This is a genomic window from Shewanella sp. HL-SH2 (assembly GCF_051164935.1).
In the GTDB taxonomy this organism is placed as follows: domain Bacteria; phylum Pseudomonadota; class Gammaproteobacteria; order Enterobacterales; family Shewanellaceae; genus Shewanella; species Shewanella glacialimarina.
On the sequence record NZ_CP195035.1, the window covers coordinates 553,323 to 572,252 of the forward strand.

Annotated in this window: 18 protein-coding genes; 17 read left to right on the plus strand and 1 reads right to left on the minus strand. The window is 40.8% G+C overall.

Annotated elements, in window-relative coordinates; all coding sequences use genetic code 11:
- Positions 1 to 73: 73 nt before the first annotated feature.
- Complete coding sequence (fghA, locus tag ACRWP9_RS02270) at positions 74 to 919, plus strand: S-formylglutathione hydrolase (RefSeq protein ID WP_434927678.1); 846 nt, start codon at positions 74 to 76, stop codon at positions 917 to 919.
- 77 nt (positions 920 to 996) lie between these two features.
- On the opposite strand, the gene ACRWP9_RS02275 is transcribed toward fghA, so the two are convergent.
- Positions 997 to 2,370, minus strand: coding sequence for an alanine/glycine:cation symporter family protein (locus ACRWP9_RS02275; RefSeq protein WP_434927679.1), 1,374 nt, complete (start codon positions 2,368 to 2,370; stop codon positions 997 to 999).
- Between the two features lie 125 nt (positions 2,371 to 2,495).
- On the opposite strand from ACRWP9_RS02275, the gene mioC reads away from it, so the two are divergent.
- The 16 genes from mioC to ACRWP9_RS02355 all read left to right on the plus strand — a co-directional run bounded on the left by mioC (position 2,496) and on the right by ACRWP9_RS02355 (position 18,831).
- Positions 2,496 to 2,939, plus strand: coding sequence for an FMN-binding protein MioC (gene mioC, locus ACRWP9_RS02280; protein WP_434927680.1), 444 nt, complete (start codon positions 2,496 to 2,498; stop codon positions 2,937 to 2,939).
- A gap of 485 nt (positions 2,940 to 3,424) precedes the next feature.
- A complete protein-coding gene (mnmG, locus tag ACRWP9_RS02285) occupies positions 3,425 to 5,314 on the plus strand; it encodes a tRNA uridine-5-carboxymethylaminomethyl(34) synthesis enzyme MnmG (protein WP_434927681.1) in 1,890 nt (629 codons plus the stop codon).
- A 114-nt stretch (positions 5,315 to 5,428) separates the two neighbouring features.
- Positions 5,429 to 6,049, plus strand: coding sequence for a 16S rRNA (guanine(527)-N(7))-methyltransferase RsmG (rsmG, locus tag ACRWP9_RS02290; protein ID WP_434927682.1), 621 nt, complete (start codon positions 5,429 to 5,431; stop codon positions 6,047 to 6,049).
- A 56-nt stretch (positions 6,050 to 6,105) separates the two neighbouring features.
- On the plus strand, positions 6,106 to 6,894 hold the full coding sequence (locus ACRWP9_RS02295; protein ID WP_226412236.1) for a ParA family protein: 789 nt from the start codon (positions 6,106 to 6,108) through the stop codon (positions 6,892 to 6,894).
- 9 nt (positions 6,895 to 6,903) lie between these two features.
- Complete coding sequence (locus ACRWP9_RS02300; protein WP_434927683.1) at positions 6,904 to 7,785, plus strand: ParB/RepB/Spo0J family partition protein; 882 nt, start codon at positions 6,904 to 6,906, stop codon at positions 7,783 to 7,785.
- Positions 7,786 to 8,011: 226 nt separating this feature from the next.
- Entirely contained in the window at positions 8,012 to 8,395 is a 384-nt protein-coding gene (locus ACRWP9_RS02305; RefSeq protein ID WP_434927684.1) for an ATP synthase subunit I, read from the plus strand.
- Positions 8,396 to 8,407: 12 nt separating this feature from the next.
- The gene (gene atpB / locus ACRWP9_RS02310) at positions 8,408 to 9,229 is read left to right on the plus strand and encodes a F0F1 ATP synthase subunit A (RefSeq protein WP_434927685.1); all 822 of its coding nucleotides are present in this window, start codon (positions 8,408 to 8,410) and stop codon (positions 9,227 to 9,229) included.
- Positions 9,230 to 9,266: 37 nt separating this feature from the next.
- The gene (gene atpE, locus ACRWP9_RS02315; protein WP_188843213.1) at positions 9,267 to 9,521 is read left to right on the plus strand and encodes a F0F1 ATP synthase subunit C; all 255 of its coding nucleotides are present in this window, start codon (positions 9,267 to 9,269) and stop codon (positions 9,519 to 9,521) included.
- Positions 9,522 to 9,548: 27 nt separating this feature from the next.
- Positions 9,549 to 10,019 carry a F0F1 ATP synthase subunit B gene (atpF, locus tag ACRWP9_RS02320; RefSeq protein WP_188843211.1) on the plus strand — a complete coding sequence of 157 codons (471 nt, stop codon included), beginning with the start codon at positions 9,549 to 9,551 and terminating at the stop codon, positions 10,017 to 10,019.
- Between the two features lie 15 nt (positions 10,020 to 10,034).
- Positions 10,035 to 10,568 (plus strand): F0F1 ATP synthase subunit delta, encoded by a 534-nt coding sequence (gene atpH / locus ACRWP9_RS02325; RefSeq protein WP_434927686.1) that lies wholly within the window; start codon positions 10,035 to 10,037, stop codon positions 10,566 to 10,568.
- Between the two features lie 14 nt (positions 10,569 to 10,582).
- A complete protein-coding gene (atpA, locus tag ACRWP9_RS02330; RefSeq protein WP_434927687.1) occupies positions 10,583 to 12,124 on the plus strand; it encodes a F0F1 ATP synthase subunit alpha in 1,542 nt (513 codons plus the stop codon).
- 51 nt (positions 12,125 to 12,175) lie between these two features.
- Positions 12,176 to 13,036 carry a F0F1 ATP synthase subunit gamma gene (atpG, locus tag ACRWP9_RS02335; protein WP_226412220.1) on the plus strand — a complete coding sequence of 287 codons (861 nt, stop codon included), beginning with the start codon at positions 12,176 to 12,178 and terminating at the stop codon, positions 13,034 to 13,036.
- A 35-nt stretch (positions 13,037 to 13,071) separates the two neighbouring features.
- The gene (gene atpD, locus ACRWP9_RS02340) at positions 13,072 to 14,463 is read left to right on the plus strand and encodes a F0F1 ATP synthase subunit beta (protein ID WP_434927688.1); all 1,392 of its coding nucleotides are present in this window, start codon (positions 13,072 to 13,074) and stop codon (positions 14,461 to 14,463) included.
- Between the two features lie 36 nt (positions 14,464 to 14,499).
- Positions 14,500 to 14,928 carry a F0F1 ATP synthase subunit epsilon gene (locus ACRWP9_RS02345; protein ID WP_226412216.1) on the plus strand — a complete coding sequence of 143 codons (429 nt, stop codon included), beginning with the start codon at positions 14,500 to 14,502 and terminating at the stop codon, positions 14,926 to 14,928.
- 217 nt (positions 14,929 to 15,145) lie between these two features.
- Positions 15,146 to 16,510: a bifunctional UDP-N-acetylglucosamine diphosphorylase/glucosamine-1-phosphate N-acetyltransferase GlmU gene (glmU, locus tag ACRWP9_RS02350; protein WP_434927689.1), complete on the plus strand. Its 1,365-nt coding sequence runs from the start codon at positions 15,146 to 15,148 to the stop codon at positions 16,508 to 16,510.
- A gap of 164 nt (positions 16,511 to 16,674) precedes the next feature.
- Entirely contained in the window at positions 16,675 to 18,831 is a 2,157-nt protein-coding gene (locus ACRWP9_RS02355) for a TonB-dependent receptor (protein WP_434927690.1), read from the plus strand.
- Positions 18,832 to 18,930 lie beyond the last annotated feature (99 nt).

Sequence of the window (18,930 nt, forward strand, 5' to 3'; positions counted from 1 at the left end):
TAAACAGACTAATAACACTATCTACTTTAGTGTTATTAGGTTTTCTTGCAAGTAACAGCAAAAAGGAACCAAGATGCCTATTGAACAAGTGAGCTCTACTAAAGTATTTAATGGCTGGCATAAACAGTTTAGTCATCAATCAACCAGCACACATTGTAGTATGCGTTTTGCTATTTTTTTGCCGCCACAAGCACAAACAAAAAAAGTCCCCGTACTTTATTGGTTATCAGGATTAACCTGCACCGATGAAAACTTTATGCAAAAAGCAGGTGCACTTAAACTTGCTGCAGAACTGGGTTTTGCTATTGTTTGTCCTGATACCAGCCCCCGCGGTGATGAAGTACCTGACGATAGTAAAGGAGCATATGATTTTGGCTTAGGTGCAGGCTTTTATGTTAATGCAAGTCAAGCACCATTCAATCAACACTATCAGATGTATGATTATGTCGTTGATGAGTTACCTGCCATTATTGAAGCTAACTTTCCCGTCACAAAACAACGTGCAATTAGCGGCCATTCTATGGGAGGCCATGGTGCACTGCTTATCGCCTTTAGTAATCTTGCCAGATACAGTAGCGTGTCAGCATTAAGTCCAATCTGTCATCCCATAAGTAGTCCTTGGGGCCAAAAAGCTTTCAAAGGTTATTTGGGAGAAGATGAAAGTACCTGGCTTGAATATGACAGCTGTGAGCGACTAAAAACGTTAACAGATGTAAAAGCGTATATTCCTGCGCTGGTGGATCAGGGTAGTGATGATAACTTTTTAGCTGAACAACTTAACCCACAAGCCTTAAAAGATGCCGCTAAACATATTAATTACCCGTTAACCTTACGTATGCAAGAAGGTTATGATCACAGTTATTATTTCATTTCCAGTTTTATTGAAGAACACCTTCGATTTCACGCTAAATATTTTTAACCAGTAAACCCACTTATACAAATGAAAAAGGAATGCAGATGCATTCCTTTTTTAAGTTATAAAATAAATATACCCAATTAATTTAGCTGATTAACTTTTAACTTAGCAAAGTATTTAACCGAAGCAGCCTTAACTTTAGGTGCAAGTAAAATAGCTGATGTCATTGTTGGAATAGCCATTAATGCGTACGCAGCATCAATAATATTAACAATTTCTTGAAGACTAGCAGTTGCTGCAAACAAAATGGCCAATAAATAAAAGTATTGATAATAGCGTATTTTGCTACGACCAAATAGAAATGCAAAACATTGACCACCATAAAAAGCCTGAGTAAAAATGGTACTAATACTGAAAAACACCACACATAAAATCAATAAATAAGGTCCAACACCAGGCATAGTTATACTAAATGCCTGAGCAGATAAATTAACCCCTTCAGCTTCTGTTCCCTGCCAAACCCCAGATATTAATATAATCATCGCCGTAGCAGTACACACCATTAGGGTGTCAATAGCAGGACCAAGCATAGCCACTAAGCCTTCTTTTACTGGCTCGTTAGTTTTAGCACAACCATGGGCCATCACTTCAGTTCCAATACCGGCCTCGTTAGAAAAAGCCGCTCGGCGAATACCGATTAACATAGTGCCTAAAATCCCTCCTCCAACCGAATTTAATGAGAAAGCTTCGGTGAAAATTAATGCAAAATACCCAGGTATTTCATTTAGATTAGTGGCTATAACGTAGAAAGCACAACCCATATAGATCAAAATCATCAAAGGAACCACTTTAGATGCAACCGTTGCAATTCGCTTGATCCCACCCAAAATGACGCTAGCAACAATTAACATCACTACGATCCCAAGGCCAAGATCCAACATAAAAGTCGATTCATTTGCAGGAAAATAGCCCGGCTTAACGATCAACCATTCACGAATGATCTGCACTAATTGATTAGAATTAAATAATGGAAAATTACCGACTAATCCTACAACACAAAAAAATACCGCTAAAAAGTGCCATTTTTTAGAAAGTCCTTGGGTGATAATGTACATAGGTCCGCCCTGTACATCCCCATTTTCATCTTTTCCACGGTACATAATAGCTAAGGTACAAGTAAAAAATTTAGTTGCCATCCCCACTATGGCACTGATCCACATCCAAAAAATAGCACCAGGTCCCCCCACCATAATAGCCACAGCCACACTCCCTATGTTGCCCATACCTACAGTACCGGCCATCGCACTGGATAAGGCTCCCGCATGACTAATATGGCCCTCTGCACCATCATCAGGATGTTTACCACGCAAAATACTAATTGCATGACCTATATATCTAAATGGCACAAACCGAGAGTAAATCAGGAAGAATAATCCACCTCCCACGAGTAAAATGAGCATATGTGGGCCCCAGGCAATATCGGCAAATTGCTGAGTAAGTTCAACTAAAGTCATTATTTATGTTACACAATTGTAAGAAGATTAATCTAAAACTACTGAGTCTCCCTAAAAGGTGCAATGAATAAATTGCATAAATCAGGCAAAATGAATAAATATCTCGAACATTATTTGGAGTTAACATGGCAAAAATAGCACTATTAGTAGGCACAACGTTAGGCGGCAGTGAGTATATTGCCGATGATTTAGCCGCTCAGCTCGTTGAAATAGGCCATCAAACAAGCGTTATGCTGGAGCCAAATCTAGATAATTTGAGCGAATATCCACTATGGATTTTAGTTTGTTCTACTCATGGAGCAGGCGATCTACCCGATAATATCCAGCCATTTTATCAACAATTAATGCTAAAAATGCCGGATCTGAAACAATATAAGTTTGCTTTATGCGCTATTGGCGATTCAAGTTACGATACTTTTTGTCAGGGGCCAGAATTACTGATTAGCTTATTTGAAGCCGCCGGAGCAAAAGCCATTGTGGATAAGATCCAAATTGATGTACAACGCGATCCTATCCCAGAAGAGCCCGCCTTATCATGGTTATCTAACTGGCAAGGGCTGATCATTTAGAGCTATTAACACTTTTTATGGGTGTAATAGATCAATAACCCACAATTTAGTTCCAGTTTATCCACAAAAAAATAATTTTATTTATAAGTATGTGGATAAACTATTAATTTATACGATCATAACCCTGTACTGTTCACACCCCGATCTTGATCAAGATCCCCCTTGTGGATAACTATGCGATCTATCCCCAGCTTATCTTGGGTTTGATCGCTAAATGATCACAGGATTAGGATCTTGTAAGCCTATAATATTAATAAAAAATTAGCGTTACCCACAGATTTCATCGATCCTAATAATAAACATAATAAGAAGATCTATATAAAGATCTTAAGATCTATTAGTCAAACCACATTAGATCGAACAGGTAAAAATGATCTTTCACCAAGTGCCCTTCAAATGCTAAAATGATCCGCTCAATTTGAACTCGACTAAAACTCGACAATTTTTTTAACCCATTTTTTTAAATTAGTTAACGTAGGTTGCAAATGCATTTTCATGAACGGTTTGATGTAATTGTTGTTGGTGGTGGTCATGCCGGAACTGAAGCCGCACTCGCCGCTGCAAGAATAGGATCAAAAACCCTATTACTCACGCACAATATCGATACTCTAGGACAAATGTCCTGTAACCCAGCAATCGGTGGTATCGGAAAAGGTCATTTGGTCAAAGAAATTGACGCTTTGGGCGGTTCAATGGCAATAGCAACTGACTTTGCAGGAATTCAATTTAGAACATTAAATTCCAGCAAAGGACCAGCGGTTCGAGCTACTCGGGCACAAGCTGACAGAGCTTTGTATCGTCAAAAAATTCAACACATTCTTCAAAATCAAGCTAACTTGCGAATATTCCAACAAGCTGTAGATGACGTTGTTGTTGAAAATAATAGAATTATTGGTGTTGTTACTCAAATGGGATTAGCATTTGAAGCACCAAGCGTTGTGTTAACAACAGGCACTTTTTTAAGCGGTAAAATTCACATTGGCATGCAAAACTACAGCGGTGGTAGAGCAGGTGATCCACCAGCTATCGCACTAGCTAATCGTTTACGTGAATTACCAATCCGTGTTGGCCGATTAAAAACCGGTACACCGCCACGTATTGATGCAAATACCATTGATTTTAATCAAATGACTGAACAAAAAGGCGATACACCATTGCCAGTAATGTCATTTATTGGTGATGTTAGTCAGCATCCTAGACAAGTATCTTGTTATATCACACATACCAATGAAAAGACCCACGATATCATTCGTGGTGGTTTAGACAGAAGTCCAATGTATTCAGGGGTTATCGAAGGTATTGGTCCAAGATATTGTCCATCCATTGAAGATAAAATACATCGCTTTGCAGATAAATCATCACATCAGATATTTATCGAGCCAGAAGGCCTAAGCACGAATGAAATTTATCCAAATGGTATTTCAACCAGTTTGCCATTTGATGTACAGCTTAATTTAGTTCGTTCGATTAAAGGCATGGAAAATGCTGAAATTATGCGACCAGGTTATGCTATTGAATATGATTATTTTGATCCAAGGGATCTTAAAAATTCACTAGAAACAAAAGCGATCGCTGGATTATTCTTTGCAGGGCAAATTAACGGTACAACAGGATACGAAGAAGCTGCTGCACAGGGCTTACTTGCAGGAATGAATGCTAGTTTACAGGTGCAAGGTAAAGAAAGCTGGTGTCCACGCCGTGATGAAGCTTATCTTGGTGTTTTAGTTGATGATTTATCAACTTTAGGCACCAAAGAACCGTACCGTATGTTCACCAGTCGTGCAGAGTATCGATTATTACTGCGTGAAGATAATGCTGACTTACGTTTGACTGAAAAAGGCCGTGAATTAGGATTAGTCGATGATGATCGCTGGGCTAAATTCACTGAAAAACGTGAATCGATCGAATTGGAATTGCAGCGTCTTCGTGGCCAATGGGTTCACCCAAATTCACCTTTGCTAGATGTATTAAATCCAGAGTTAAATACACCTATATCACGTGAAGCTTCTTTTGAGGACTTATTACGTCGACCAGAAATGGACTACTCTAAGTTAATGTCTTTAGAAGGATTTGGCCCTGGACTTGAAGATCCACAAGCAGCAGAACAAGTACAAATTCAAGTTAAATATTCAGGTTATATACAACGTCAGCAAGGCGAAATAGATAAAGCTATTCGTCATGAAAGTTCATTGTTGCCGTTAGATTTGGATTATCAAGAAGTACCCGGTTTATCCAATGAGGTTATTGCAAAATTAAACAACCATAAACCTGATACAGTTGGTCAAGCATCGCGTATATCTGGAATAACCCCAGCAGCAATATCCATTTTATTGGTACATTTGAAAAAACGTGGCTTATTGAGAAAAACTGCATAAATTCAACTAAACCGATTAAACTCAATCATAAGGGGAGCCATAAGGCTTCCCTTAGTGCTTTTACGGCTTCATAATACCGAAGCTCATCGATAAAACATTAAAGAGGCGTTATTTGTGCTAGCAGCTCAACTTAGTGATTATTTAGCTGAAATAAACATATCAGCGACAGAATTACAACAAAAACAACTTGTTGGCTTTGTTGAAATGCTCAACAAATGGAATAAAGCCTATAATTTAACTTCGGTTAGATTACCTGAACAAATGTTAATCCGTCATGTGATGGACAGTTTAGTGGTATCCCCTTATCTTGAGGGCCAACGATTTATTGATGTTGGAACCGGCCCAGGTTTACCTGGGATCCCACTTGCGATCTTAAATCCGGATAAAGAATTTGTCTTACTAGACAGTTTAGGTAAACGTATCCGTTTTCAAAAACAGGTTCAATTCGAGTTAAAGATTAACAATTTCAGCTCTATTGAAAGCAGAGTAGAAGCTTATCATCCCAAAGATAAATTTGATGGTGTGTTGAGCAGAGCATTTGCTTCTATTACTGACATGTTGAACTGGTGTCATCATTTACCTAAAGAAGGTGGATTATTCTACGCATTAAAAGGTCAATTGACCGAAGCTGAAATAGCCGCAATACCTGCTGAGTTTAAGCTGATTGAAACCATCGTTTTACAAGTACCAAAGCTTGATGAACAGCGACATTTATTAAAATTGGTAAAAATGTAATACTCACTAGCAGATATACGTATACCGGACATCAATAATTACAACAGGATAATATTGTGGGTAAAATCATTGCCGTAGCCAACCAAAAAGGTGGCGTAGGAAAAACAACAACTTGCGTAAATTTAGCCGCATCACTTGCCGCCACAAAGCGTAAAGTGTTGTTGATTGATTTAGATCCACAAGGTAATGCCACTATGGGCAGTGGTGTTGACAAATATGAAGTCGAAAACACCGCCTATGAATTACTGGTAGAAGAAAAACCGTTCGATGAAATGGTGATAAGAAATACCGTAGGTAAATATGATCTCATTGCTGGCAATGGAGATGTTACCGCAGCAGAGATCAAATTAATGGAATTTTACGCTCGTGAAATTCGCTTACGTAATGCACTGGCCCCGATTAAAGATCAATACGATTTTATTTTTATTGATTGTCCGCCATCACTCAATATGTTGACCGTAAATGCCATGTCAGCAGCTGATTCAGTATTAGTACCTATGCAATGTGAATATTATGCCCTTGAAGGACTCACCGCATTAATTGATACCATCACAAAATTAGGCGCTATGGTTAATCCGGCCCTAAAAATAGAAGGGATCCTTCGTACTATGTACGACCCTCGTAATCGATTATCTAACGATGTATCTGATCAACTAAAACAACATTTTGGTGAAAAAGTTTATCGTACCGTGATCCCGAGAAATATTCGTTTAGCTGAAGCACCAAGTTTTGGCGCACCTGCCATGTATTATGATAAGAGCAGTGCCGGAGCTAAAGCATATTTAGCCTTAGCAGGCGAAATTATTCGCCGTGCAGAGCAGCAAACAACCATTAAACAAGCGTAGGATGAGATAATGACGGTAAAAAAACGCGGTTTAGGTAAAGGCTTGGATGCCCTACTAAGCCATAGCAATGCGGCAAGTCGACAATCAGATATTCAGCAAAATAGTGTCAATCAACAGGATAATGAGCTGATACATCTTGATCTGGATTTATTGCAACCGGGCAAATATCAACCTCGTAAAGATATGTCACCTGAAGCGCTAGAAGAATTAGCTGAATCTATTCGCTCACAAGGGATTATTCAGCCCATTGTTGTGCGTAAAGTATCAGAATTTAAATATGAAATTATTGCCGGTGAACGTCGTTGGCGTGCAGCTCAAATCGCAAAGCTGAATAAAGTGCCATGTTTAGTTAAACAAGTGGCTGATGAAGCTGCTGTGGCGATTGCCTTAATTGAGAATATTCAGCGTGAAGACCTCAATGCAATGGAAGAAGCCATAGCATTACAGCGCCTATTGACTGAATTTGAACTCACCCATCAACAAGTGGCCGATGCCGTAGGCAAGTCACGTGCATCAGTATCTAATTTGTTGCGTTTAAACAGTCTTAATGAGCCGGTAAAGCGTTTATTAGAAAATGGCGATATAGATATGGGCCATGCCCGTGCCTTACTTGCTATTGAAGGTGATGAGCAAACTAACCTTGCCAGATTAGTCGCATCGAAAGAAATGACTGTTCGTGAAACAGAACGGTTAGTAAATAAAGCGATAAATCCTGCTAAACCTCCTGAAACTATGCCTAAAGATCATGATGTAAGCCGTTTAGAGCAACAGTTAATTGAAAGATTAGGTGCTAAAGTTGCAATTAATCATGGCAGTAAAGGAAAGGGTAAAATTGTAATAAATTATCAAAATCTTGCTGAATTAGACGGTATTTTGAGTAAAATTCACTAATTTTTAACAATAAACCACATCATCAATAAGTTTGTGATGCAGCTATCTATTTTTGTTTTTGCAGTTCTTGATGCAAATCACCTTTAAAATAGCTGTTTTACGCTTATCAAAGTTGCAAACAAAATGCGAAAAGGTATACTTTGCAGGCTTTTTGTAAGTTAAGGCTGGGTTAATAAAGTTAATTTAGACTGCAACTCGCAAAAAGCACGAATGCGGAGAGAAAAATTTGACTAATGTTTTAGCGCGTCGTGGCCGGTCTTCAGCCTATAAAATGGTGATATTTCAGGCGGCGGTTGTTGGGGCAACATCAATTTTACTTTTCGCTCTGTGGGGTGTTCAGTATGGTCTTTCTGCTTTGGCGGGAGGTCTCATTGCTGTACTGCCCAATTTTGTATTCGCAACCCTAGCCTTTTCCCATGCGGGGGCAAGTGCGTCAGGAAAAGTCGTTCAATCGTTTTTTCTGGGGGAAGCGGTAAAGTTACTGCTAACCATAGTATTGTTTGCTATTGCGTTTGGTTTGTTAGATATGGTGTTCGCACCTTTATTTGCAACCTATGCTTTAGGTCTTATAGTGCCATGGACAGTCCCTTTATACTTCAAGCAAAATTAAGTGAGATTAATCATGGCGACAACTGGTGAAGCATTAAACGCTTCCGAGTATATCCAGCATCACCTGACTAATGCGAAAATGTGTTCTGCCGATGGCGGAGTTGCTTTTAACTATGCATGTCAAGATGCCGGGTTTTGGACTTGGCACATTGACTCACTTTTGTTTTCAGTTGGCCTTGGGATCTTGTTTTTGTGGTTATTCCGCAAAGCAGGAAAAAAAGCAACCACTGGTGTTCCAGGTAAATTTCAATGTTTCGTTGAAATGTGCGTGGAAGGTGTTGATAAAATAGCAAAAGATTCATTTAATGGTCGTAATGCTGTTATTGCACCGTTAGGTCTAACTATATTCGTCTGGATTTTCCTGATGAACTTAATGGACTTAATTCCGGTTGATTTTATACCTGAAGCCGCAAACAGATTATTAGGTGTTCCTTACCTTAAAATTGTACCTACCACCGATTTAAACGTCACTTTAGGTATGTCCTTAAGTGTGTTTGTGTTGATTGTGTTTTACAGTATTAAAGTTAAGGGTATTGGCGGTTTCACTAAGGAACTAACACTACAACCTTTCAATCATTGGTTATTGATTCCAGTAAACTTAGTTTTGGAAACTGTCACCTTGATTGCGAAGCCTATTTCATTAGCGCTTCGTCTGTTTGGTAACCTGTATGCAGGTGAGTTGATCTTTATTCTGATAGCACTTATGCCTTGGTGGGCTCAGTTCGCACTTTCAGTGCCTTGGGCTATATTCCATATTTTGGTTATTGTGCTGCAGGCCTTTATTTTCATGATGCTGACGATTGTTTATCTAAGCATGGCTCATGAAGAACATTAATTTAGAAATTGATAATTAGACATTTATCGGAGATAAAATGGAAACTGTAATTGGTTTTACGGCAATCGCTGTTGCTATCATGATTGGCCTAGCTGCATTAGGTACAGCAATCGGATTCGCAATCTTAGGTGGTAAGTTCTTAGAAGCTTCTGCACGTCAACCTGAGCTAGCGCCAGCGTTACAAACTAAGATGTTCATCGTAGCGGGTCTACTTGATGCGATCTCTATGATTGCGGTTGGTGTTGCATTATTCTTCGTATTCGCGAACCCATTCTTAGCTCAACTTGGCTAATTTAGCACCCTGTAAGGAGTTGACGTTATGAGTATTAACGCTACCCTGCTAGGCCAAGCAATATCTTTTGCGCTCTTTGTGTGGTTCTGCATGAAGTTTGTATGGCCGCCGTTGATGAATGCTATCGAAGAGCGCCAGAAGAAAATTGCTGATGGTCTGGCCGATGCCGGCCGTGCTGCAAAAGATCTAGAGTTAGCTCAAGCGAAAGCCACTGAGCAACTTAAAGATGCTAAGGCAACTGCCAACGAAATTATTGAGCAAGCTAACAAGCGAAAAGCTCAAATCGTTGAAGAAGCAAAGGCTGAAGCAGATGCTGAGCGAGCTAAAATTGTCGCTCAGGGTAAAGCAGAAATTGAGAACGAACGTAATCGCGTGAAAGATGACTTGCGTAAGCAAGTAGCGGCTCTAGCCATCATTGGTGCAGAGAAGATTCTTGAGCGTTCGATTGACCCAGCAGCCCACAGCGACATAGTTAATAAACTAGTTGCTGAAATTTGATTAAGGAGTTGAGTAATGGCTGAATTAAGCACCATCGCTCGTCCTTACGCAAAGGCAGCTTTTGATTTTGCAGTTGAACATAAAGCGGTAGATAGTTGGACAGAAATGTTAACTTTCGCGTCATTGGTAAGTGTAAACGAATCAATAAAGCCACTGCTTAATGGCACTCTAGCCAGTGCTGAACTTGCTTCACTATTTATTAAAGTATGTGGAGAACAAGTCAACGAGCAAGGTCAAAACCTGATAAAGGTAATGGCTGAAAACGGTCGTTTAGCGATACTGCCTTCTGTATCGCTGATTTTTGCTGAATACCGAAATGAGTGGGCGAAAGAAGTTGAGGCCGATGTGGTTTCTGCTTTCGAGTTAAACTCTGAGCAACAGCAGCAAATTAGTGTTTCTTTAGAGAAACGTCTCGCACGCAAAGTTAAGCTGAATTGCAGTATTGATACATCGCTAATCGGCGGTGTGATTATTAAATCAGGCGACCTAGTCATTGATGGCTCGGTAAGCGGTAAGTTATCGCGTCTGTCTGATAAGCTGCAGTCGTAATTGGGAGTTTTAGCATGCAACTGAATTCCACTGAAATCAGCGATCTGATTAAACAGCGGATCGAGCAGTTCAACGTCGTTAGTGAAGCTCGCAACGAAGGTACAATCGTTGCAGTAAGTGACGGCATCATTCGCATTAACGGCCTTGCCGATGTAATGCAAGGTGAAATGATCGAACTGCCTGGTGGCTGTTTTGCAATCGCGTTGAACTTAGAACGTGATTCTGTCGGCGCTGTAGTGATGGGGCCTTATGCTAGTTTAGCAGAAGGCGATAAAGTTAGAACCACTGGTCGTATTCTTGAAGTACCAGTTGGTCGTGGTCTACTTGGTCGCGTTGTTAACACACTGGGTGAGCCTATTGACGGAAAAGGACCTGTCGACAACGATGGTTTCTCTCCTGTTGAAGTAATTGCTCCTGGTGTTATTGAACGTAAGTCAGTATCGCAACCAGTTCAAACAGGTTATAAAGCCGTTGATTCTATGATCCCTATTGGTCGTGGACAACGTGAATTGATCATTGGTGACCGTCAGACTGGTAAAACAGCGATGGCAATCGATGCAATTATCAACCAGAAAGATTCAGGCATTAAGTGTGTCTATGTTGCTGTTGGTCAGAAAGCCTCTACCATAGCCAACGTAGTACGTAAACTTGAAGAACATGGCGCATTAGCAAACACTATCGTTGTAGTTGCATCTGCTTCAGAAACAGCTGCACTGCAATTTTTGGCGCCATATTCTGGTTGTTCTATGGGTGAATACTTCCGTGACCGCGGTGAAGATTCTTTAATCGTATATGATGATTTGTCTAAGCAAGCAGTTGCTTACCGTCAGATTTCATTACTATTGAAGCGTCCACCAGGACGTGAAGCATACCCAGGTGACGTTTTCTATCTACACTCTCGTTTATTAGAGCGTGCTTCACGCGTAAACGAAAATTATGTAGAGAAATTTACTAAAGGTGCAGTAACAGGTAAAACCGGTTCTTTAACTGCGTTACCTATTATTGAAACCCAAGCTGGTGACGTATCAGCGTTCGTACCGACTAACGTAATTTCGATTACCGATGGTCAGATCTTCCTTGAAACTGACTTGTTTAACTCAGGACTTCGTCCAGCAGTTAACCCAGGTATTTCTGTTTCTCGTGTTGGTGGTGCAGCGCAGACTAAGATCATCAAGAAACTGTCTGGTGGTATTCGTACCGCACTTGCACAGTATCGTGAGCTTGCAGCGTTCTCACAGTTCGCATCTGATTTAGATGAAGCAACTCGTGCTCAACTTGAGCATGGTGAGCGTGTAACCGAATTAATGAAGCAAAAGCAATATGCACCAATGAGTGTTGCCGCCCAGTCTGTGTCTATTTTTGCAGCTGAAAAAGGCTTCCTTAAAAGTGTTGCTTTAAATGAAATCGGTCGCTTTGAAGCCGCTCTGCTTTCATACATGAACAGTCAACATGCTGACCTTATGAACACCATCAATGCTACTGGCGATTATAACGCTGATATCGAAGGTGAGTTAAAGGCAGGCATGGACAAGTTCATTGAAACCCAAACCTGGTAACAATGAACGGGGTGTCCATGGGCACCTCAGGTCCCAGATTGGAGAGTAGAGATGGCTAACGCTAAAGAGATTAAAACCAAGATCGCGAGTATCAAAAATACTCAGAAGATCACTTCCGCTATGGAGATGGTAGCCGCCAGCAAAATGCGTAAAGCGCAGGAACGCATGGCAGCAAGCCGTCCATATGCTGAAAATATGCGTAAAGTGATCGGTCACGTAGCGCAAGGTACTCTCGAATTTAAACATCCAATGTTAGAAGTTCGAGATGCTAAGCGGGTTGGTTACATTGTTGTAGCAACCGACCGTGGTCTTTGTGGTGGTTTGAATACCAACTTATTTAAAAAGGTTGTGACAGACATTAAAAAATGGAAAGAACAAGGCGCAGAAGTTGAGTTTTGCCCAATTGGTGCCCGTTCTGTTCAGTTTTTTAAAAGCTTTGGTGGTCAAATTTCCGCCCATGCATCAGGTTTAGGCGACGCGCCCAAACTTGCTGATTTGATTGGCACTGTACGTGTCATGTTAAAAGCTTACAACGAAGGCAAACTGGACCGTCTGTACATTGTGTTTAACAAGTTTGTTAATACAATGACCCAGACTCCTGTGATCGAGCAACTGCTACCTTTACCTAAATCAGATGAAGAAGTAGCTAGTTATCCTTGGGATTATATTTACGAGCCAGATCCAAAAGAAATTTTGGAAACACTGCTAACTCGTTATATAGAATCACAAGTATATCAAGGTGTTGTTGAAAATATTGCCTCTGAACAGTCTGCCCGTATGGTAGCAATGAAAGCGGCAACAGATAACGCTGGCGACATGATCGATGGTTTACAACTCGTCTATAACAAGGCCCGTCAGGCTGCTATTACGCAAGAACTGTCGGAAATTGTATCAGGCGCTGCAGCGGTTTAGGTTTAGGTAACGAAATCAAGTTTAGAGGATTAATCATGAGCACAGGTACTGTTGTCCAAGTAATTGGCGCGGTTGTGGACGTAGAGTTTCCACAAGATTCTGTACCTCGAGTATATGACGCTCTGAAGATCACAGGCGAAAGCCCATGTAATGGTTTGGTGCTGGAAGTTCAGCAACAACTAGGTGGTGGTGTTGTTCGTACCATCGCTATGGGTTCTTCTGATGGTCTGCGTCGTGGTTTAGAGGTAGCAAACTCAGGTTCACCAATTTCTGTTCCGGTAGGGGTTAAGACCCTTGGCCGTATTATGAACGTATTGGGCGAGCCTATCGATGAAGCGGGTCCAATTGGTGAAGAAGAGCGTTATGAAATTCACCGTGCAGCACCTTCATACGAAGATCAGTCAAATTCAACTGAGCTATTAGAGACGGGTATCAAGGTTATCGACCTTGTTTGTCCTTTCGCTAAAGGTGGTAAAGTCGGTCTGTTCGGTGGTGCTGGTGTTGGTAAAACAGTTAACATGATGGAACTGATTAACAACATCGCTAAAGCTCACTCGGGTCTTTCTGTATTCGCTGGTGTTGGTGAGCGTACTCGTGAGGGTAACGACTTCTACTACGAGATGGAAGATTCAGGCGTATTAGACAAAGTAGCCATGGTTTACGGTCAAATGAACGAGCCTCCAGGTAACCGTTTACGCGTAGCGTTAACAGGCCTGAGTATCGCTGAAAAGTTCCGTGACGAAGGTCGTGACGTACTGTTGTTCGTTGACAACATTTACCGTTACACCTTAGCGGGTACTGAAGTATCTGCACTTTTAGGTCGTATGCCTTCTGCAGTAGGTTATCAGCCAACACTGGCTGAAGAGATGGGTGTTCTTCAAGAACGTATCGCTTCAACCAAAACTGGCTCTATTACTTCTGTACAAGCGGTATATGTACCAGCGGATGACTTAACGGATCCGTCACCTGCAACAACCTTCGCTCACTTAGATGCGACTGTTGTATTGTCTCGTAATATTGCATCGCTAGGTATTTACCCAGCGGTTGACCCATTGGATTCGACTTCACGTCAGTTAGATCCACAGGTTGTAGGTCAAGAGCATTATGATGTTGCAAGCGGTGTACAAACTGTATTACAGCGTTATAAAGAGCTGAAAGACATTATTGCTATTTTGGGTATGGATGAGTTGTCAGATAATGACAAAACCATGGTATTCAGAGCACGTAAGATTGAACGTTTCTTGTCTCAACCTTTCTTCGTAGCAGAAGTGTTTACCGGTTCTCCTGGTAAGTACGTTTCTCTTAAAGACACTATTCGTGGCTTTAAGGGTATCTTGGATGGTGAGTTCGATCACATCCCTGAGCAAGCGTTCTACATGGTTGGCTCAATCGATGAAGCTATCGAAAAAGCGAACAAGAAGAAATAACTAGGCCGTAAAGCTTAGTTCTTTAAGGAGAGCTCAATGGCAGGCATGACAGTCAAACTTGATATTGTTAGTGCAGAGAAAAGCTTATACCACGGCGAAGTTACTTTTTTTGAAGTATCTGGTGCTGAAGGTGAATTAGGTATTATGCCTAATCATGCTCCTTTGCTAACAAAGATCAAACCTGGCATGGCGCGCATAGTCAAGCAAGATGGCAGTGAAGAAGTGTTGTATCTTTCAGGTGGTATCCTGGAAATTCAACCAACATCTATTTCTGTTCTTGCTGATGTTGGATTGCGTGCCGATGATATTGATGAGCAAGCAGCTTTAGAAGCTAAACGTCGTGCAGAAGAGAAAATTGCTAATGCCGGCGTAGACTTCAATTATGAAGCCGCAACAATTGAATTAGCTAAATCGATAGCGCAATTGAAAGTTGTTGAAACCATCAAAAGAAATATCACCAGATAAGTTGATTATTTGCTGGATAAAAGGCGACTCATTTATGAGTCGCCTTTTTTATTACTGCTGTTTTATTACTGCTGTTTTATTACTGCTGTTTTATTACTGCTGTTTTATTGAGATTGTTTATTCATCGTCGATGGCTGTGGTGAGTATTTTCCATTTTAGGCTATATTCAGCTAAAATAGCGCCAATTATACTTTTTAGTCTTTTAAAGGAATTAATCATGTCGTTAAATGTTGTGATCTTAGCTGCAGGCAAAGGAACGCGTATGCGCTCAGATCTTCCTAAAGTGTTACACCCAATCGCCCATAAAAGCATGGTTCAACATGTTATTGATACGGCAAACGCTTTAGGCTCCAAGGCTATTCAACTTGTATATGGCTATGGCGCAGACAAACTAAAGCAAACATTGGGTGAGCAACCTTTAAATTGGGTGTTACAAGCTGAACAATTAGGTACAGGGCATGCTGTAGCACAAGCCAATTCAAACATTAGTGATGACGATACAGTATTAATTCTTTACGGCGATGTACCCTTGATTCAGCAATCAACCTTAGAAAAATTATTAGCTGCCCGGGCAGATAATGGCTTAGCTATTCTGACTGTTAACCTTGTTAATCCAACTGGATATGGCCGAATTGTTCGTCACAACGATAATGTCGTCGGTATTATTGAGCAAAAAGATGCTAACGCTGAGCAATTAAAAATTACCGAAGTGAATACCGGTATTATGGCTGTACCGGGTAAGCAATTAAAAACCTGGTTAAGTCGTTTATCTAATAGTAATGCCCAAGGTGAATATTACCTGACTGATATTATAGCGATGGCACATGCCGATGGTGTGGCTATTACGACTGCTCAACCTGAATCTGCTATCGAAGTCGAAGGGGCTAATAATCGAGTGCAACTGGCTCAATTAGAGCGTGCTTACCAAGCTCGTGCGGCTGAAAAGTTAATGCTTGAAGGTGCTAACTTGCGTGATCCAGCTCGTATTGATATCCGCGGAGAGGTAACCGTTGGGATGGATGTGATGATTGATGTCAATGTGATCATTCAAGGTAAAGTCACTTTAGGTAATAATGTGACTATCGGCGCCGGGGCTATTCTCATTGATTGTGATATTGCCGATAACGCTGAAATTAAGCCTTACTCAATTATAGAAGGCGCTAAATTAGGTAAATCAGCCAGTGCCGGACCATTTGCTCGTTTACGTACCGGTGCAGAATTAAAAGAAGATGCCCACGTGGGTAACTTTGTTGAAATGAAAAAAACAGTACTCGGTAAAGGGTCTAAAGCAGGGCATTTAAGTTACTTAGGTGATGCACAAATAGGTGCCGGGGTAAATATTGGTGCGGGTACTATTACCTGTAACTACGATGGTGTTAATAAGTTTGTTACCACTATAGAAGATGGTGTATTTGTTGGCAGTGATACTCAACTTATCGCTCCAGTTACCATAGGTAAAAATGCCACCTTAGGTGCAGGCTCTACTATAGCCAAAGATGTTGGCGAGGGTGAATTAGTGATAACCCGTGTGAAACAGCGTCATATTGCTGGATGGCAACGCCCGGTAAAATTGTCGAAGTAATACTCTACATTCACTACTTCTATTGGCGATAAGTGTGATGCACTTATCGCTTTTTTGTAAGTTCCAACAAACAAAGTAAATATTCTGTAAATTTTAGCTAATAACAATCATTCTCATTTAGTATGCCTGCATTAAATCGGTATAACATCTAAATAGAGGTATGAATGTTAACTAAACTATCAGCAGTAGCAATAGCCGTTACAACGGGATTGTTGTCATATTCAGTGCACTTTGATGCTCAAGCAGAACAAGCCACATCAGTTTCTTCAGTGCAAGTTTCTCCAGATCAAGCTGCCGCATCGCATAAAAACATTGAACGTATGGAAGTCACTGGACGGACATTTAACGACTACAAAGTGGGCTCTGCATCAGGTGCTATGCGTGGCAATATTGACTTAATGGACACCCCGCAATCTGTTAATGTTATCCCCGATTTTGTTACCGATGAACAGCTTGCTACTAACTTAGCTGAAGTTTTAGTAAATGACTCAAGTGTTACAGCAGGAACAACTCGCTGGAATCGCCAAGTGTTTAGTATCCGTGGCTTTGAATTAGATTCAGGTAACGGTTACCTTATTAATGGCCACCAGCAATGGTCGCACTATGTGCAGCCTATTGAAACGCTACAGCAGGTAGAAGTATTAAAAGGCCCTTCAAGCATGTTATATGGTCAATCAGGCCCAGGTGGCTTGGTTAACATGGTGACAAAAAAGCCAACTTACGACAGCATGCTAGATCTAGGTTTTGATACCGATGAAAACGGTTCAACTCGTTTTCAATTAGATGCAGGTGGCAGTTTTAATGAAGCGCAGACCATGCGCTACCGCGCAGTATTAGTGAAGCAAGATACTGAGTATTGGCGTGAGTATTCTACCAGTGATGAAGCTCAGGAGCGCGATCGCTGGTTAGGCTATATTAATACCGAATTTGACCTCAGCGACGATCTTATGTTGTCACTTAAATATGACCATACTCAAGATAAGGCGGGTATAGATGCTGGTGGCTGGTTAGACAAGCAAGATAATGTTATTGGTAACAACGAAACTATATGGGATGCCCCTTGGGCATTTACCGACAACACGGTATCAAATCTAGGTGCAGACTTAACTTGGCATATCAACGACACATGGAAATTGAAGACGGGATATAACGAGCAGCAGTTTAATCGTCAACGTTTTGATTCTGCTCCACAGTATGTTGAAGACCCATTTACCGCTAATGGTTACAACATCAAACCATTTGACCGCTACGATGATTGGCAACATAAAACCGCTTATGCTGACTTTACTGGCGAATTTGATCTAGCAGGTATACAACATCAGTTGCTGATTGGTGCTAACTACCTGGATTACTTTTATCAACAACGCCGTGATGGCGGTAAAAAATTAGTCAATGTTATTCCTGGTCAGCCAGTTGCTGTGCCTGATTATGACTATAACAATGTTGCAGCGCGAGCAGCGAGCACTTACAAATACTACGGCTTTTATCTACAAGACTTAATGACCTTGAATGAGCAATGGAAATTACTTGCAGGCGTGCGTTATGACGAGCAAAAGAAAGACGGTCTAGGTGAAAATAGCTATGCCGTATCACCTAAGTTTGGTGCAATTTACGCTCCTGCAGATAATGGCAGTATCTATGTTAACTATTCAAAAAGCTTCAGCCCACAGGGCGCGGTAAATAATGAATCTGACGTTAACAATGGGTTAGATCTAAAGCCTGAATATGGTATCCAATATGAAGTGGGCACTAAGTGGGAGTTATTTGATGATAGCTTGCTATTAACGGCAGCTGTTTTTGATATAACATTAGAAAACATCACCATTACCGAGACATTACCTACACCAACGGGTAAGTTTACTGACATTACCACTCAAGGTGGCGAGCAAAAACATCGTGGTTTTGAAATGGGTGCCCAAGGCCAATTAAGTGAAAGTTGGTTTATGACCTCCTCTATGATGTTTTTAGATGCTAAGTATCATACTGGCGATAATCGTGAAGGTAATACGCCTATCGATGCACCTGAATGGTCTGCCAACATTTGGACTCGTTATGAAATGACCGAGAGCTTTGCCATGAATTTTGGCGCAATCTATGTCGGTGAGCGTTTTGCTGATGTTAATAACACTATCACTAAAGATGATTATATCCGTTTTGATTTAGGTGCAGCATACACTCTGGATATGATGGGCAAAGATGTTAGCTTTCGTGCGAACATAAAAAACCTGTTCGATACCGATTACATCGAAGGTGGCCAATATAATATGGTTACCATAGGTCAAGGTCGTAACTTTAACCTAGCGGTAGAAGCTAAGTTTTAATATTAGTTAACGCCCAAAGCGTAAAAAAGCAGCGATTATCGCTGCTTTTTTGTTATTTATCTTTCAACAAGTCTAGATAAAGTTTCATTTGCTGCTAAA

Coding starts and splice junctions, on each gene's coding strand:
- fghA (WP_434927678.1), top strand. CDS start 74: ATGCCTATTGAACAAGTGAGCTCTACTAAAGTATTTAATGGCTGGCAT.
- ACRWP9_RS02275 (WP_434927679.1), bottom strand. CDS start 2,370: ATGACTTTAGTTGAACTTACTCAGCAATTTGCCGATATTGCCTGGGGC.
- mioC (WP_434927680.1), top strand. CDS start 2,496: ATGGCAAAAATAGCACTATTAGTAGGCACAACGTTAGGCGGCAGTGAG.
- mnmG (WP_434927681.1), top strand. CDS start 3,425: ATGCATTTTCATGAACGGTTTGATGTAATTGTTGTTGGTGGTGGTCAT.
- ACRWP9_RS02300 (WP_434927683.1), top strand. CDS start 6,904: ATGACGGTAAAAAAACGCGGTTTAGGTAAAGGCTTGGATGCCCTACTA.
- atpB (WP_434927685.1), top strand. CDS start 8,408: ATGGCGACAACTGGTGAAGCATTAAACGCTTCCGAGTATATCCAGCAT.
- atpE (WP_188843213.1), top strand. CDS start 9,267: ATGGAAACTGTAATTGGTTTTACGGCAATCGCTGTTGCTATCATGATT.
- atpF (WP_188843211.1), top strand. CDS start 9,549: ATGAGTATTAACGCTACCCTGCTAGGCCAAGCAATATCTTTTGCGCTC.
- atpH (WP_434927686.1), top strand. CDS start 10,035: ATGGCTGAATTAAGCACCATCGCTCGTCCTTACGCAAAGGCAGCTTTT.
- atpA (WP_434927687.1), top strand. CDS start 10,583: ATGCAACTGAATTCCACTGAAATCAGCGATCTGATTAAACAGCGGATC.
- atpG (WP_226412220.1), top strand. CDS start 12,176: ATGGCTAACGCTAAAGAGATTAAAACCAAGATCGCGAGTATCAAAAAT.
- atpD (WP_434927688.1), top strand. CDS start 13,072: ATGAGCACAGGTACTGTTGTCCAAGTAATTGGCGCGGTTGTGGACGTA.
- ACRWP9_RS02345 (WP_226412216.1), top strand. CDS start 14,500: ATGGCAGGCATGACAGTCAAACTTGATATTGTTAGTGCAGAGAAAAGC.
- glmU (WP_434927689.1), top strand. CDS start 15,146: ATGTCGTTAAATGTTGTGATCTTAGCTGCAGGCAAAGGAACGCGTATG.
- ACRWP9_RS02355 (WP_434927690.1), top strand. CDS start 16,675: ATGTTAACTAAACTATCAGCAGTAGCAATAGCCGTTACAACGGGATTG.